This is a genomic window from Halomonas alkalisoli, from assembly GCF_021412585.1.
Taxonomy (GTDB): Bacteria; Pseudomonadota; Gammaproteobacteria; order Pseudomonadales; family Halomonadaceae; genus Halomonas; species Halomonas alkalisoli.
Window position 1 is genome coordinate 1 of sequence record NZ_JAKCMI010000029.1, and the last position, 13397, is coordinate 13397.

At 63.4% G+C, this 13397-nt stretch carries 13 protein-coding genes and 2 rRNA genes; 10 read left to right on the plus strand and 5 right to left on the minus strand.

The features are described from left to right. The 3 genes from LY622_RS13555 to LY622_RS13565 all read left to right on the plus strand — a co-directional run. Nucleotides 1-1726, plus strand: a 23S ribosomal RNA gene (locus tag LY622_RS13555); the annotation flags it as partial. 106 nt (nt 1727-1832) lie between these two features. Continuing rightward, a 5S ribosomal RNA gene (rrf, locus tag LY622_RS13560) occupies nt 1833-1948 on the plus strand. A gap of 433 nt (nt 1949-2381) precedes the next feature. Then, nucleotides 2382-3176, plus strand: a complete 795-nt coding sequence (locus tag LY622_RS13565; RefSeq protein WP_234291382.1) for a substrate-binding periplasmic protein — start codon at nt 2382-2384, stop codon at nt 3174-3176. 48 nt (nt 3177-3224) lie between these two features. Here LY622_RS13565 and hisC read toward each other — a convergent pair whose 3' ends face one another. Continuing rightward, entirely contained in the window at nt 3225-4280 is a 1056-nt protein-coding gene (gene hisC, locus LY622_RS13570; protein WP_234291383.1) for a histidinol-phosphate transaminase, read from the minus strand. Between the two features lie 125 nt (nt 4281-4405). Here hisC and LY622_RS13575 point away from each other — a divergent pair, with 125 nt between their 5' ends. The 5 genes from LY622_RS13575 to mnmH all read left to right on the plus strand — a co-directional run bounded on the left by LY622_RS13575 (nt 4406) and on the right by mnmH (nt 9569). After that, entirely contained in the window at nt 4406-5302 is an 897-nt protein-coding gene (locus LY622_RS13575; protein WP_066444732.1) for an AEC family transporter, read from the plus strand. A gap of 117 nt (nt 5303-5419) precedes the next feature. Further along, nucleotides 5420-5869, plus strand: coding sequence for a copper resistance protein NlpE N-terminal domain-containing protein (locus LY622_RS13580; protein WP_234291384.1), 450 nt, complete (start codon nt 5420-5422; stop codon nt 5867-5869). 112 nt (nt 5870-5981) lie between these two features. Then, complete coding sequence (gene radA / locus LY622_RS13585) at nt 5982-7358, plus strand: DNA repair protein RadA (RefSeq protein WP_234291385.1); 1377 nt, start codon at nt 5982-5984, stop codon at nt 7356-7358. Between the two features lie 55 nt (nt 7359-7413). Next, entirely contained in the window at nt 7414-8451 is a 1038-nt protein-coding gene (selD, locus tag LY622_RS13590) for a selenide, water dikinase SelD (protein WP_234291386.1), read from the plus strand. Continuing rightward, nucleotides 8448-9569 carry a tRNA 2-selenouridine(34) synthase MnmH gene (mnmH, locus tag LY622_RS13595; protein ID WP_234291387.1) on the plus strand — a complete coding sequence of 374 codons (1122 nt, stop codon included), beginning with the start codon at nt 8448-8450 and terminating at the stop codon, nt 9567-9569. The genes selD and mnmH overlap by 4 nt, the downstream gene beginning before the upstream one ends. Nucleotides 9570-9576: 7 nt before the next feature. Here the strand turns inward: mnmH and LY622_RS13600 are convergent, their stop codons facing one another. After that, nucleotides 9577-10272 carry a type 1 glutamine amidotransferase gene (locus tag LY622_RS13600; protein WP_234291388.1) on the minus strand — a complete coding sequence of 232 codons (696 nt, stop codon included), beginning with the start codon at nt 10270-10272 and terminating at the stop codon, nt 9577-9579. Between the two features lie 52 nt (nt 10273-10324). Between LY622_RS13600 and LY622_RS13605 the strand changes: the two genes are divergently transcribed. Beyond that, on the plus strand, nt 10325-10618 hold the full coding sequence (locus LY622_RS13605) for an MGMT family protein (protein ID WP_234280999.1): 294 nt from the start codon (nt 10325-10327) through the stop codon (nt 10616-10618). A gap of 55 nt (nt 10619-10673) precedes the next feature. Beyond that, nucleotides 10674-11264 (plus strand): YjaG family protein, encoded by a 591-nt coding sequence (locus tag LY622_RS13610; protein ID WP_234291389.1) that lies wholly within the window; start codon nt 10674-10676, stop codon nt 11262-11264. Nucleotides 11265-11280: 16 nt separating this feature from the next. Here the strand turns inward: LY622_RS13610 and LY622_RS13615 are convergent, their stop codons facing one another. From LY622_RS13615 to hisA, 3 genes are read right to left on the minus strand one after another with little or no spacing between them, the layout of a single operon-like run. Continuing rightward, the gene (locus tag LY622_RS13615) at nt 11281-11808 is read right to left on the minus strand and encodes a hypothetical protein (RefSeq protein ID WP_439649592.1); all 528 of its coding nucleotides are present in this window, start codon (nt 11806-11808) and stop codon (nt 11281-11283) included. A 10-nt stretch (nt 11809-11818) separates the two neighbouring features. Beyond that, entirely contained in the window at nt 11819-12592 is a 774-nt protein-coding gene (gene hisF, locus LY622_RS13620; protein WP_234291390.1) for an imidazole glycerol phosphate synthase subunit HisF, read from the minus strand. A gap of 4 nt (nt 12593-12596) precedes the next feature. Further along, entirely contained in the window at nt 12597-13355 is a 759-nt protein-coding gene (gene hisA, locus LY622_RS13625; RefSeq protein ID WP_234291391.1) for a 1-(5-phosphoribosyl)-5-[(5-phosphoribosylamino)methylideneamino]imidazole-4-carboxamide isomerase, read from the minus strand. Between the last annotated feature and the right edge of the window lie 42 nt (nt 13356-13397).

Consider the following 13397-nt stretch of genomic DNA (forward strand, 5'->3'; position numbering starts at 1 on the left):
GCAAGCGGTAGAGGAGCGTCGTGTAAGCCGATGAAGGTGGATTGAGAAGTCTGCTGGAGGTATCACGAGTGCGAATGCTGACATGAGTAACGACAAGGGGAGTGAAAAACTCCCCCGCCGGAAGACCAAGGGTTTCTGTTCGACGCTAATCGGAGCAGAGTGAGTCGGCCCCTAAGGCGAGGCCGAAAGGCGTAGTCGATGGGAAACGGGTCAATATTCCCGTACCTCACATGGTTGCGATGGGGGGACGAAGAAGGCTAGGTGAGCCAGGCGTTGGTAGTCCTGGTGAAAGTCAGTAGGCTGGGGGTTCAGGCAAATCCGGACTCCTAAGGCCGAGAGACGAGACGAACTGACTACGGTCAGGAAGTCATCGATGCCACGCTTCCAGGAAAAGCCTCTAAGCTTCAGATCATGTGGGACCGTACCCCAAACCGACACAGGTGGTCAGGTAGAGAATACCAAGGCGCTTGAGAGAACTCGGGTGAAGGAACTAGGCAAAATGGTGCCGTAACTTCGGGAGAAGGCACGCCGGCGTAGGGTGAAGGCACTTGCTGCTGGAGCTCGAACCGGTCGAAGATACCAGGTGGCTGCAACTGTTTATTAAAAACACAGCACTCTGCAAACGCGTAAGCGGACGTATAGGGTGTGACGCCTGCCCGGTGCCGGAAGGTTAATTGATGGTGTTAGCCCTCGGGCGAAGCTCCTGATCGAAGCCCCGGTAAACGGCGGCCGTAACTATAACGGTCCTAAGGTAGCGAAATTCCTTGTCGGGTAAGTTCCGACCTGCACGAATGGCGTAATGATGGCCACGCTGTCTCCACCCGAGACTCAGTGAAATTGAAATCGCAGTGAAGATGCTGTGTACCCGCGGCTAGACGGAAAGACCCCGTGAACCTTTACTATAGCTTCACACTGGACGCTGATGTTGCCTGTGTAGGATAGCTGGGAGGCTTTGAACCCTGGACGCCAGTTCAGGTGGAGCCAACCTTGAAATACCAGCCTGGCATCATTGGCGTTCTAACTCAGGTCCGTTATCCGGATCGAGGACAGTGTGTGGTGGGTAGTTTGACTGGGGCGGTCTCCTCCTAAAGAGTAACGGAGGAGCACGAAGGTACCCTCAGCACGGTCGGAAATCGTGCAGTGAGTGCAAGAGCATAAGGGTGCTTGACTGCGAGACAGACACGTCGAGCAGGTACGAAAGTAGGTTCTAGTGATCCGGTGGTTCTGTATGGAAGGGCCATCGCTCAACGGATAAAAGGTACTCCGGGGATAACAGGCTGATACCGCCCAAGAGTTCACATCGACGGCGGTGTTTGGCACCTCGATGTCGGCTCATCACATCCTGGGGCTGAAGTCGGTCCCAAGGGTATGGCTGTTCGCCATTTAAAGTGGTACGCGAGCTGGGTTTAGAACGTCGTGAGACAGTTCGGTCCCTATCTGCCGTGGGCGTTGGATGTTTGAGAAGAGCTGCTCCTAGTACGAGAGGACCGGAGTGGACGCACCTCTGGTGTTCCGGTTGTCACGCCAGTGGCATTGCCGGGTAGCTATGTGCGGACAGGATAACCGCTGAAAGCATCTAAGCGGGAAGCCCCCTTCAAGATGAGACATCCCTGAGGCCTTGAGCCTCCTGAAGGGCCCAGCGAGACCAGCTGGTTGATAGGCCGGGTGTGGAAGCGCTGCAAGGCGTTGAGCTAACCGGTACTAATTGCCCGTGAGGCTTGACCATATAACCCCAAGGGGTCTGCGCATTACGCGCGCAATTGACGGATACGCAAGGCCCGGTGAGCACCGTGGCCGAGACGATCACGCCAGCATGATTCCAACCAGTTTTGCCTGACGACCATAGCGTTCGGGAACCACCTGATCCCATGCCGAACTCAGCAGTGAAACCGCTCAGCGCCGATGGTAGTGTGGGGTCTCCCCATGCGAGAGTAGGTCATCGTCAGGCATTTATTCCGAGAAAACCCCGAGTTCGAAAGAGCTCGGGGTTTTTTCATGGGCATGGGTCGACCCCGCTCTTTATATCGTGGGGCCGCTTCGCGGGCCGGCCCCTCGCCGGCTCGGGGCGTTCGACCGCCCTCGCGGCGGTGCCGCGAAAGGCCGGGCGGTCTCACCCCCATGCGACCCGTTTGTCGGGAACAAACGGGAACCGCTTTAGCGGGCCCGAAGGGCGAGTCTCAGGATGAGACGAGTAGAGTAGCGGAGCGCCGCCCGGGTAATCGTCAGGCATTTATTCCGAGAAAACCCCGAGTTCGAAAGAGCTCGGGGTTTTTCATGCCACCTCGGAAATTGTAAATTATCGAAACCTTGCGTTACTTTTTGATGCGACTGCCTGCTTGCGGTTATGCTGCAGGCAGGAGCGTGCATACGGGAGGGTTGCTATGAAACGGCTACGAGGGGTCCTTTTGGCGACTCTTTGCCTGGTGGCAGGGGCAAGCTCCCACGCGGCAGAAGAGAAAAGGGTGCGGATCGCCACCCTCTACGACTACCCCCCCTTTGGCTTCTACGAAGACGGCCGGGCCCCACCGATTCTGGAAGTGGTGGTGCCTCCCGGTAGCGATGCTGGCAGGTTCCAGGGCTACAGCTGGGACATCGTGCGGGAAAGCTTTCATGCCCAGGGCTACACCATCGAGCTGGCCATCACACACTGGGCGCGAGCGATGGCCAGCGTCAAGGAAGGTAACGTCGAGCTGCTCTACCCGACTGGCATGAACACCGAGAGGCTGGCCTATTTTTCCTATTCGGAGTCACCGGTCAACGATGCCGCCTTCCTGGTCTACGTAAATCAGGATACGGATATCGAGTGGCAGGGCCTGGCTTCGCTGGAGGGAAAGACCATCGGTATGGTTCGGGGCTACAACTTCGGCGATGAATGGAGCGAGCAGGAAGGGATATCGAAGTACCCCCTCAACAGTATCGAGCAGGGCTTTCGCATGCTGCAACGGGGGCGACTGGACGGCTTTGCCGGCTACGAAACGAACTGGGACTATGTGCTCAAGGAGATGGGGTTGCAGGGGAGCTTCGACAAGTTGCCTGGGTTTGGCTCCAGCAAAGAGTATGTGGTTGGCCTGCAGGACAACCCCGACACCGAGCGACTGCTACGGGATTTCGAGGCGGGGCTTCAAGCCATTCAGGAGAACGGCGAATATCAACGCATTGTAGAGCGTTGGCGCTGACTCTCCAGGTAGGGCCGCCAGCGGGTAACGCCAGCGACCTTTATCGCCTCAGCCGCAGAGTGTCTCCAGCACCTCGACCAGGGAGTCCATCTCGTCGTCGGTGCCGATGGAAATACGCAGGAAATTGCGTAGTTCCTCGGTATTGAAATGGCGCACCAGGATGCCTCGCTCCCGCAGCCCGACGAAGAGCTGGGCGGCATCGAAGTCGGGATGCTCCACCAGCAGGAAATTGGCCTGGGAAGGCAATGTCTCGAAGCCCAGCTCCTTCAGCCGTTTGACGGTGCGCTCACGGGTCGTGATGACCTTACCTCGGCAGGCATCGAAGTACTCGCGGTCCTCGAGCGCGGCGATACCGATGGCACTGGCCAGGCTGTCGATGGGATAGGAGTTGAAGGAGTCCTTGACCCGCTCGAGGCCTTCGATCAGTTCACGTGAGCCGATAGCATAGCCAAGGCGAAGCCCGGCCAGGCTTCGCGACTTGGAGAAGGTACCGGTCACCAGCAGGTTGGGATGACTCGCCACCAGGGGAACGACGCTTTCGCCGCCGAAGTCGACATAGGCTTCATCGACCAGCACGACGCGTTCGGTGATCCGTTCCAGCAGCGCTGAAATGGCATCACGGGAGTGGCCATGGGCGGTAGGCGCGTTGGGGTTGGCGAAGATGACGCCGGCACTATCCGCGGAGAAAGCGTCGAGGTCGACGCGCCACTGTTCATCGAGCGGGCGAGTGCGTCGCTCGATGCCATACAGCCGACAATAGACCGGATAGAAACTGTAGGTGATGGCCGGCATCTCGAGCGGCCGGCCCTGACAGAAGAAGGCCTGGAAAGCCAGCGCCAGTACTTCATCCGACCCGTTGCCAACGAAGACCTGCTCGGTCTCGACACCGTATTCGCGGGCCAGGGCCTGGCGCAGCGCCCGAGACTCCGGGTCTGGGTAGAGGCGCAGGTGGTCGGCGGGGAATTCACGCAGCACCGCCTCGACACCGGGAGCCGGCGGATAGGGGTTCTCGTTGGTATTCAGCTTGATAAGGCGTTCCCGTGGCTGCTCTCCCGGTACATAGGGGGTCAGCTCGCGCACGGTGGGGCTCCATAACTGGCTCATGCTTTCTCGCTTGGCTCGATGACGTGAAACTTTAGCCCATGTTGACCCGAGCGGCGTGACCGCGCAAGCCGTCGACGTGCTAGCCTAGGCGCACTTCAGCGAAACCGAATACCCGGAACCCTTTGATGACCGCACAGATAATCGCCACGCTGCTACCGGTATTTCTGATCGCAGGCTGTGGCACCCTCTACGGGCGTTTTCGCACCCCTGATATCCGCAGCCTCAATACCCTGAATATGGAAATCTTCGTGCCGATGCTGGTGTTCGCCGTCCTGGCGGACCGGCAGGCACCGCTGGCGGAGTATGCCGGGCTGGCACTGGCGGCAGCGGTGGTGGTGTTGGGCTCCGGCCTGGTGCTGTGGCCGGTGGCCAAGCTGCTCAAGCTGGAGCCGAAGACCTTCCTGCCGCCGATGATGTTCAACAATTCGGGAAACATGGGAATTCCGCTGCTGGTGCTGGCTTTCGGTGAGGCGGCCCTGCCGGCGGCGGTTGTGCTGTTCATTGTCGAGATGCTGCTGCATTTTTCCGTGGGGCTCTATATTCTCAGCCCGCGTACGCCGTTGTGGCGACTGCTGCGTATGCCCATCGTGCTGGCAAGCATCGCCGGCCTGGGGTTCAATCTGGGTGGGGTGCCATTGCCGGGATGGCTGCTCGAGGCACTGCATATGCTGGGAGGCGTCTGTATCCCCCTGATGCTGTTCGCGCTGGGGGTGCGCATGCTGGATATCGACTTCGGCGACTGGAAGACCGGGCTGCTCGGCGCCTTGCTCTGCCCGCTCTCGGGGCTGATCCTGGCTGTGCCCATGATTCTGTGGCTGGAGCTGACCGGGCTGCAGGCGGCGTCGCTCTGGGTATTTGCTGCCTTGCCACCGGCTGTGCTCAACTATCTGGTGGCCGAGCAGTACAAGCAGGAGCCCCACAAGGTGGCTTCGCTGGTGTTGATCGGTAACCTGGGGAGCCTGGTGGTGATGCCCATCGTCCTGGCTCTGGTGTTCATGCATGTCTATCCTGGCGCCAGTTGAAGGCATCCCCGGGGAACCCTACGAGTCGGAGGCTGTCTGCTGAAGCTGAGAGGGTTTATGCTGTGAGACAGGCTGCCGTAGTTCACGGCGTCAAGCCCATAGGTTAGGAGTAAGAAAATGCAAATCAGGACCCTGCTGGCTGGCTCGGCCATGCTGGCCTTCCTGGCCGGTTGTGCAGCCGGCCCGATGGATGATCGTGCCGACCCGGCGATGGATGACGCCGAAGTGGCCTACCAAGGCACACTGCCCTGCCGCAACTGCGCCGGGATCGATCTGGATGTGCGACTCATGGGAGATGAGCAGGACTCCCTGGAGGCGCGTACCTTTACGCTGAGTGCCAGCTACCGTGAACACCCGCAGGATCCGCCGGACGAGAACTATGCCGGCAACTGGGAGGTGCTCAGCGGTACCGCAGTCGACCCCGATGCCACGGTCTACGAGCTGACACCCGATGGCGAAGGGCAGATCTACTACTTCCTGCGTATCGATGAGAGAACGCTGGAGCTGATCGACCCCCAGCGGCGCCGGTTCCAGAACAACGAGGCCCTGCAGTTGCAGCGCCTGTAATCACTGCTGGCTCGATTGAACCGAAGGCGGCCTTGTGGCCGCCTTCGTGCGTCTGGGTGCAGCCCCGCAGGTGCCTGTTAGAATGGTGCCGTCATCTGCAAGAGGGGCCGGCATGGCCAAAGCGAAAAGCGCCTTTGTTTGCACCGAGTGCGGTGCGGAATACAGCAAGTGGCAGGGCCAGTGCTCGAGCTGCCAGGAGTGGAATACGCTGAGTGAGGTGAGGCTGTCGGCAGCCCGCCCCGGCGCGGCCACGCCGGGTGCCTCTGGCCGCAGCGGCTATGCGGGCAACCTTTCTCGGGAAGTGGTGGATCTGGGCAATGTCGACCTTTCCGAGGTGCCGAGGCTCTCCTCCACCTTCGAGGAGTTCGACCGCGTGCTGGGTGGCGGTCTGGTACCCGGCTCGGCGGTGCTGCTGGGTGGGCATCCGGGCGCCGGCAAGTCGACCCTGCTGCTGCAGACCGCCTGCAAGCTGGCTCAGTCCCGACAGGTGCTCTATGTCACCGGCGAGGAGTCGCTCTCCCAGGTGGCGATGCGGGCCCACCGGCTGCAGCTGCCCACCCGTGGTCTCAAGATGCTGGCAGAGACCAGCGTCGAAACGGTGCTTGCCGTAGCCGAGCGCGAGCGCCCGGAGATACTGGTCATCGATTCGATCCAGACCATGCACCTGGAGGATATCGCCTCGGCCCCGGGTGGGGTGGCGCAGGTGCGAGAGTCGGCCGCCGCCCTGACTCGCTTCGCCAAGCGGAGCAATACCGTGCTGCTGCTGGTGGGCCACGTCACCAAGGATGGATCGCTGGCGGGCCCCAAGGTGCTGGAGCACATGATCGATGCCTCGCTGCTGCTCGAGGGCGGTGCCGACTCGCGTTTCCGCACCCTGCGTGGACAGAAGAATCGCTTCGGGGCGGTCAACGAGCTCGGCGTGTTCGCCATGCTCGAGCACGGGCTCAAGGAAGTGAAGAACCCCAGTGCGATCTTTCTTTCCCGCAGCGAGGCGCTGGCCTCGGGCAGCCTGGTCATGGTGGTGTGGGAGGGGACTCGGCCACTGCTGGTGGAGGTACAGGCGCTGCTCGACGAGACGGCCCTGGGCAATCCGCGCCGGGTTGCCGTGGGCCTCGACCAGAACCGGCTGGCCATGCTGCTGGCGGTGCTGCATCGCCATGGCGGCCTGTTCACCGGCGACCAGGACGTCTTCCTCAACGTGGTGGGCGGGGTCAAGGTGCTGGAGACCAGTGCGGATCTGGCGGTGCTGCTGGCGGTGGTCTCCAGTCTGCAGAATCGACCATTGCCGCGTGAGCTGGTGGTATTCGGGGAGGTCGGGCTATCCGGCGAGATACGCCCGGTGCCCAGCGGGCAGGAGCGCATCGTCGAGGCGGCCAAGCATGGCTTTACCCGGGCCATCGTGCCCAGTGGCAACGCACCGAAGCGAGCCCCGGCAGGCATGGAGGTGGTTGCCGTGGACAAGCTGACCGATGCCCTGGAGGCGCTGTGAGGCAACGGGGCCTCACTGATATAGAATGGTGTCATGACCTGCCAAGGAGAACGAGATGAGTGCAATCCGCCTGACCCAGTACAGCCATGGCGCGGGATGCGGCTGCAAGATCGCCCCTGACGTACTCGACAGCATCCTGGCCAAGGCTGGCCCGGGTGCCGGCCACAAGGGCCTGCTCGTCGGTAATCAGGGGCGTGAGGATGCTGCCGTCTACGACCTGGGTGATGGCCGCGGCATGATTGCCACCACCGACTTCTTCATGCCCATCGTCGACGACCCCTTCGACTTCGGGCGTATCGCCGCCACCAATGCCATCAGCGATGTCTATGCCATGGGCGGCACGCCGGTGCTGGCCCTGGGGATTCTCGGCTGGCCGCTGGACAAGCTGGGGCCGGAGATCGCCGGCGACGTGGTGGCCGGTGCCCAGTCGGTGTGCCGCGAGCTCGGCCTTGCCCTGGCTGGTGGCCACTCCATCGATGCCCCCGAGCCGATCTTTGGCCTGGCGGTCAATGGGCTGGTGGACCTCGAACACCTGAAGCTCAACAAGGGCGCGCAGGTCGGCGATCTGCTGTTCCTGACCAAGCCGCTGGGGGTGGGTTTTCTGACCACGGCGGAGAAGCAGGGACTGCTGGAGTCCGGGCACCAGACGCTGGCCCGGGAGACCATGCTGAAAGCCAACCAGATCGGCATCGACCTCGCCAAGGTGAAGGGCGTGCACGCCATGACCGACGTGACCGGCTTCGGCCTGGCCGGTCACCTTTCCGAAGTGTGCATCGCCAGCGGTGTGGCGGCTCGTATCGACTTCCGGCGCCTGCCACGACTGGCCGAGGCCGAGGCCTATCGCCGCCGTGGCGCCGTGCCGGGTGGTACCCAGCGTAACCGCGAGGCCCTGGGGGCCGCCCTCAAGGAGATGGACGAGCCTCACTGGCAGTGGCTCTGCGATCCCCAGACCTCCGGTGGCCTGCTGATCTCGGTCCATCCATCCTGGGAGGATGATGTGGAGCGTATCGGCCGTGCCCATGGCATCGAGCTGGTGCCGTTTGGCGAGATCATCCCGGCCGGAGGGACGGCGCTGATAGAGGTGCGCGGATGAGCCTGCCGCTGGTTGAACCCGATCTCAGCCTGCTGCGCGAGGGACGCGTGCTGATCGACGTGCGCGCGCCGGTCGAGTTCGCCCAGGGCGGCCTGCCCGGTGCGGTCAACCTGCCGTTGATGGATGACGAGGAGCGCCGCCTGGTCGGCATCGAATACAAGGAGCGCGGCCAGCAGGCGGCCATCGAGCTCGGCCAGCGGCTGGTCAGCGGCGGAATCAAGGCGGCCCGGGTGACGGCCTGGCGCTCCCTGCTGCAAGCGCAGCCCGAGGCCATTGTCTACTGTTTTCGCGGTGGGCTGCGTTCGCAGATCGCCCAGCAGTGGCTGGCCGACGTGGGGTTCGAGCGGCCCCGTATCCGCGGTGGCTGGAAGGCCATGCGGCAGGGGCTGTGTGCACGCATCGACGCCGCCGCCGAGCAACCGTTGCTGGTGGTCGGTGGGCTCACCGGCTGTGCCAAGACGGCGCTGATCCAGCGGCTGCCCAACGGCCTGGACCTGGAGGGCTGCGCCCGACACAAGGGCTCCGCCTTTGGCCGCCACCCGCTGCCGGCACCCTCTCAGATCGATTTCGAACACGCCATGGGGCTGCGCCTGCTCTCGCTTGACGGCCCGCTGGTGGTGGAGGACGAGTCACGCCAGATCGGCGCGGCCAGCGTGCCGCTTGCCTTCTGGCGAGCCATGGAACAGGCGCCGCGTATCCGCGTGGAGATGCCGCTGGACTGGCGTATCGGCCAGATCCAGAAGGACTACATCGATGACCTCTGGGCTATCTACCGCCACCAGTGCGGTGAATGGCTGGGCTGGACGCTGATGCGCAAGCAGCTCGCCACCGCCTTGTCGCGGCTGAGGAAACGGCTTGGCAGTGCTCGCCTGGCACGTATCGCCAGGCTCCAGGCCCTGGCCTTTCGCGAGCATGAGCGCGGCAACACCCAGGCCCACGAGGCGTGGCTGGCACCGCTGCTGACGGAATATTACGATCCCATGTATCGCTATCAGCTCGAGCGGCGCGATCCCCAGCGTTTCCTGCACGTGGGCGACTGGGATAGCTGCCTGGCGGCTGCGCGCTCCTGGTCGGCCGAAGCGCCGCACCACGACTCGGGGCGGCTTCAGCCAGCCTGATTCCCGCTCAGGCAGGTGTGCTCCGCAACCATTGACTGAGCAGGCGATCGAGCAGTGGCGCCAGCCGGTCGAAACGGGCCGTATCGGCCAGGATCGCCTCGCGAGCCTGCACGTGAGGGCTCGCGTCGCTGCCTTTCGGCCGCTCCTCGCGGTCCAGCAGCTCGGTCACGCCGGCGCGAGTCACCTCGATATGGCAGAGCAGGCCGAGGGCTCTACCCGCATCCCAGGCGAAGCCCTGGACGGGGCTGACCGGGCTGCCGCCCAGTGGCAGGGCGTCGTCGGGCAGGGCGAAGACATCGCCATGCCACATGAAAGCCGTGAACTGTTCCGGCAGGTCGAAGGGGCTCTCGGGGGCCAGGGTCACCTCGTGCCAGCCAACTTCGGCAAAGGTGCCACGGCCCACCGTGGCTCCCAGCTCCGCGGCGATCAGCCTGGCTCCCATGCCGATGCCCAGCAGTGGCTTGTTGCCATCCAGTGCCCGGGCAATGAGTTTGCGCTCGCGCTTGAGCCAGGGATGGGCCGCGATGTCATCGATGTTCATGGCGCCATCGAGCGCGATCAGGGCATCGCAGTCGGCCAGGTCGGGGGGCGCCTCGCCGGCGTACAGATGAAACACCGTATGGCTGTGCCCCATGCTGTCCAGCCAGTCGGCGATGCGGGCGGGGCCGTGGTGCGGGCTGTGTTGAAGCAGGTGTAGATGCATGGGAACCTCGCCATCGATGGAATGCGAAACATGACAGGGGGCGCAAGAGTACATGAAGCCGGCGCTGCGAGAACAGATACTGACGATCATCGCCGAGATACCGGCAGGCCGTGTTACCACCTATGGCCGCATCGCGGCGATGACCGACGGTGGGACGCCACGGCTGGTGGCCAGGGCGCTGCGGGATCTTCCGGAAGGACACGACTTGCCCTGGTTTCGCGTGATCACGGCGTCGCGTCGTCTGGCGGACCACCCTGGCGCCGTCGAACAGCGCGCACGGCTGGTCTCCGAAGGCGTGCTGTTCGATGGCGGTGGGCGGGTTGCCAGCGAGGTCCTGTGGCCATGATCCCCCTGTCGCTCCTTACGCTCACTCTCAGACCCTCATTTTCCGGAGAGAATCCATGAGTCAGCCAACCGGTGGCTTTCATCAGCGCCTTCAGGCCCTTTCGCTGCGTCAGCAGCAAGCCTTCATGGCGGCGCTGTGCGAGCGGCTGCTACCCAACTATGCGCTCTATGCCCAGACGACCGGTGAAGGCAACCCTGCCGGCCTGAAGGCGATTCTCGACCTGGTATGGGAACAGCTGGCGGTCAAGGAAGCGCGCATCGATTTCGATCGCCAGGCCGAGAAGCTGGCCGAACTGGAGCCGACGGCGACAGACGATAGCTTCGGCGTTCGCCGGGCGGTGGAGGCGGTAGTGGCGCTGTCGGCGTTGCTGGATACCCTGCGCGGCGAGGCCCCCGATGCAGTGCTGGAGGTCAGCCGTGTCTCCAAGGGCGGTGTGCGCGCCTTCATCGAACTGACCGAAGGGGAGGAGGACGCCCAGCGCCTGGCGGTCCGCATTCGGGAGCACCCGCTGATGGCGGACGAAAACGACTTCCAGGATGCAGTGCTTGAAGCTGCTGAAGGCCAACTGGATCGCGATGCGCTCAAGGCGTTGCGCCGGCTGGGTCGCAACGAAGGTGTGAGCAATCTGGGGCTCGAAGCAGGCTAGGATCAGCCGACCTTCGCTAGAAGCGGATGCCGCCGAGGATCATGGCACCGGCGGTGCCGAAGACGATCAGGTCGGTCTCGAAGCGCCCCCACTGCAGGCCCAGGCTGGGCAAGGCGGCCGGTGCGGTGCCGTAACGGTTGAAGGGAATGTTGTCCTGATATTCGCCCCGGTAGCCATGCAGCAGTCCAGCGCTCAGCTTGGCCCTTACGGTGATGTTCTCGGTCGGCTTCCAGAAGGGAAATTCACGTCCGGCATAGAGGTAAACGGCTTCCTGGTCGAAGGAACTGAGGAAGCGGGCGCCGCCGACCAGCCAGCGCTGCGGATTGTGCAGTTCGAGGCTGATCAGCTCCTGGTGATTGTTGTGGTCGGGCTGCGGGCTGAAATGGCGGGTATAGAGGCTGGTCTGCAGCAGCACATGGCTGACCTCCAACTGCGGAGGCCAGGTCGGCTGCGGTTCGGCCATCACCGCCTTCGAGGGCAGCAGGAGAACCAGCGCCAGACACAGAGTGGCCAGCCGGGTCGTTGTCATCCCTAACGATGTCACTATTACTCTCCTAGAGACGCATTTCGATTCCGCGTTCGGCCATGTAGCGCTTGGCCTCGGGAATGGTGTATTCGCCAAAGTGGAAGATACTGGCCGCCAGTACCGCATCGGCGCCACCCTCCAGCACGCCATCCACCAGGTGGTCCAGCGTGCCGACGCCGCCCGAGGCGATCACCGGCACGGTCACCGCGTCAGAGATGGCCCGGGTCACGCCCAGGTCGAAGCCGATCTTGGTACCGTCGCGATCCATGCTGGTCAGTAGCAGCTCGCCGGCACCGTACGCCACCATCTTCTTCGCCCATTCCACGGCGTCGAGCCCGGTCGGGCGGCGGCCACCGTGGGTGAATATTTCCCAGCGTGGCGGCTCGCCTTCACCGGAGACCCGCTTGGCATCGATGGCCACCACGATACACTGGCTGCCGAAGCGGTCGGCGGCCTCGCGCACGAATTCCGGGTTGTTCACCGCAGCCGTGTTGATCGACACCTTGTCGGCGCCGGCATTGAGCATGGTGCGAATGTCGTCGCATGTGCGGATGCCGCCGCCCACGGTCAGCGGGATGAACACCTCGCCGGCGATGCGTTCGACCATTTCGACGGTGGTGTCGCGGTCCTCGTGGCTCGCCGTGATATCGAGAAAGGTGATCTCGTCGGCGCCCTGGAGGTTATAGCGCTGGGCGATCTCCACCGGGTCGCCGGCATCGCGGATACCGATGAAGTTCACTCCCTTGACCACGCGGCCGGCATCGACGTCGAGACAGGGGATGATACGCTTGGAAAGACCCATCTGTTCAGCTCCCGGCTCGGTCGAGCCCTGCAGTCAGTTCATCGCATAGCCGCTGGCCCGTGGCGACGTCCAGCGAGCCTTCGTAGATGGCGCGACCGGTGATGGCGCCCAGTATGCCCGGTTCGCCGGCCGCTACCAGTGCGCGCAGATCGTCGAGGTTCGTGACGCCGCCGGAAGCGATTACCGGAAGGCCCCCCTCCCGGGCAAGCTGGGCGGTGGCCTCGACATTGACGCCATTCATCATGCCGTCGCGGGCGATGTCGGTGTAGACGATGCTGGAGACCCCGTCGTCGGCGAAGCGCTTGGCCAGGTCGGTGGCCTTGACGCTGGAGACCTCGGCCCAGCCGTCGGTGGCGACGTAGCCGTCACGGGCATCGAGGCCGACGATGACATGACCCGGGAAGGCGCGGCACATCTCGCCGACAAAGGCGGGCTCCTTGACTGCCTTGGTGCCGATGATCACGTAGGAGACCCCGGCGGAGAGGTAGTGCTCGATGGTATCGGCGGAGCGGATGCCACCGCCGATCTGGATCGGCAGTTCCGGCCAGCGCCGCGCAATGGCCGTCACTGCCTCGCCGTTGACGGGCTTGCCTTCGAAGGCACCGTTGAGGTCGACCAGATGCAGCCGGCGCGCACCGGCCTCGACCCAGCGCGCGGCCATGGCCACCGGGTCGTCGCCGTAGGTGGTGGCTTCGTCCATGCGGCCCTGCTTCAGCCGCACGCACTTGCCGTCCTTGAGATCGATGGCGGGTATTACCAGCATGTCATTGTCCTCGGTTGGCATGGTCCCGGGCACCCGATAAAG

Excerpts from the sequence above, each read along its gene's own strand:
- LY622_RS13580 (WP_234291384.1), top strand. The coding sequence starts at position 5,420 with ATGCAAATCAGGACCCTGCTGGCTGGCTCGGCCATGCTGGCCTTCCTG.
- LY622_RS13600 (WP_234291388.1), bottom strand. The coding sequence starts at position 10,272 with ATGCATCTACACCTGCTTCAACACAGCCCGCACCACGGCCCCGCCCGC.
- LY622_RS13575 (WP_066444732.1), top strand. The coding sequence starts at position 4,406 with ATGACCGCACAGATAATCGCCACGCTGCTACCGGTATTTCTGATCGCA.
- hisA (WP_234291391.1), bottom strand. The coding sequence starts at position 13,355 with ATGCTGGTAATACCCGCCATCGATCTCAAGGACGGCAAGTGCGTGCGG.
- mnmH (WP_234291387.1), top strand. The coding sequence starts at position 8,448 with ATGAGCCTGCCGCTGGTTGAACCCGATCTCAGCCTGCTGCGCGAGGGA.
- hisF (WP_234291390.1), bottom strand. The coding sequence starts at position 12,592 with ATGGGTCTTTCCAAGCGTATCATCCCCTGTCTCGACGTCGATGCCGGC.
- selD (WP_234291386.1), top strand. The coding sequence starts at position 7,414 with ATGAGTGCAATCCGCCTGACCCAGTACAGCCATGGCGCGGGATGCGGC.
- LY622_RS13565 (WP_234291382.1), top strand. The coding sequence starts at position 2,382 with ATGAAACGGCTACGAGGGGTCCTTTTGGCGACTCTTTGCCTGGTGGCA.
- LY622_RS13605 (WP_234280999.1), top strand. The coding sequence starts at position 10,325 with ATGAAGCCGGCGCTGCGAGAACAGATACTGACGATCATCGCCGAGATA.
- radA (WP_234291385.1), top strand. The coding sequence starts at position 5,982 with ATGGCCAAAGCGAAAAGCGCCTTTGTTTGCACCGAGTGCGGTGCGGAA.
- LY622_RS13610 (WP_234291389.1), top strand. The coding sequence starts at position 10,674 with ATGAGTCAGCCAACCGGTGGCTTTCATCAGCGCCTTCAGGCCCTTTCG.
- hisC (WP_234291383.1), bottom strand. The coding sequence starts at position 4,280 with ATGAGCCAGTTATGGAGCCCCACCGTGCGCGAGCTGACCCCCTATGTA.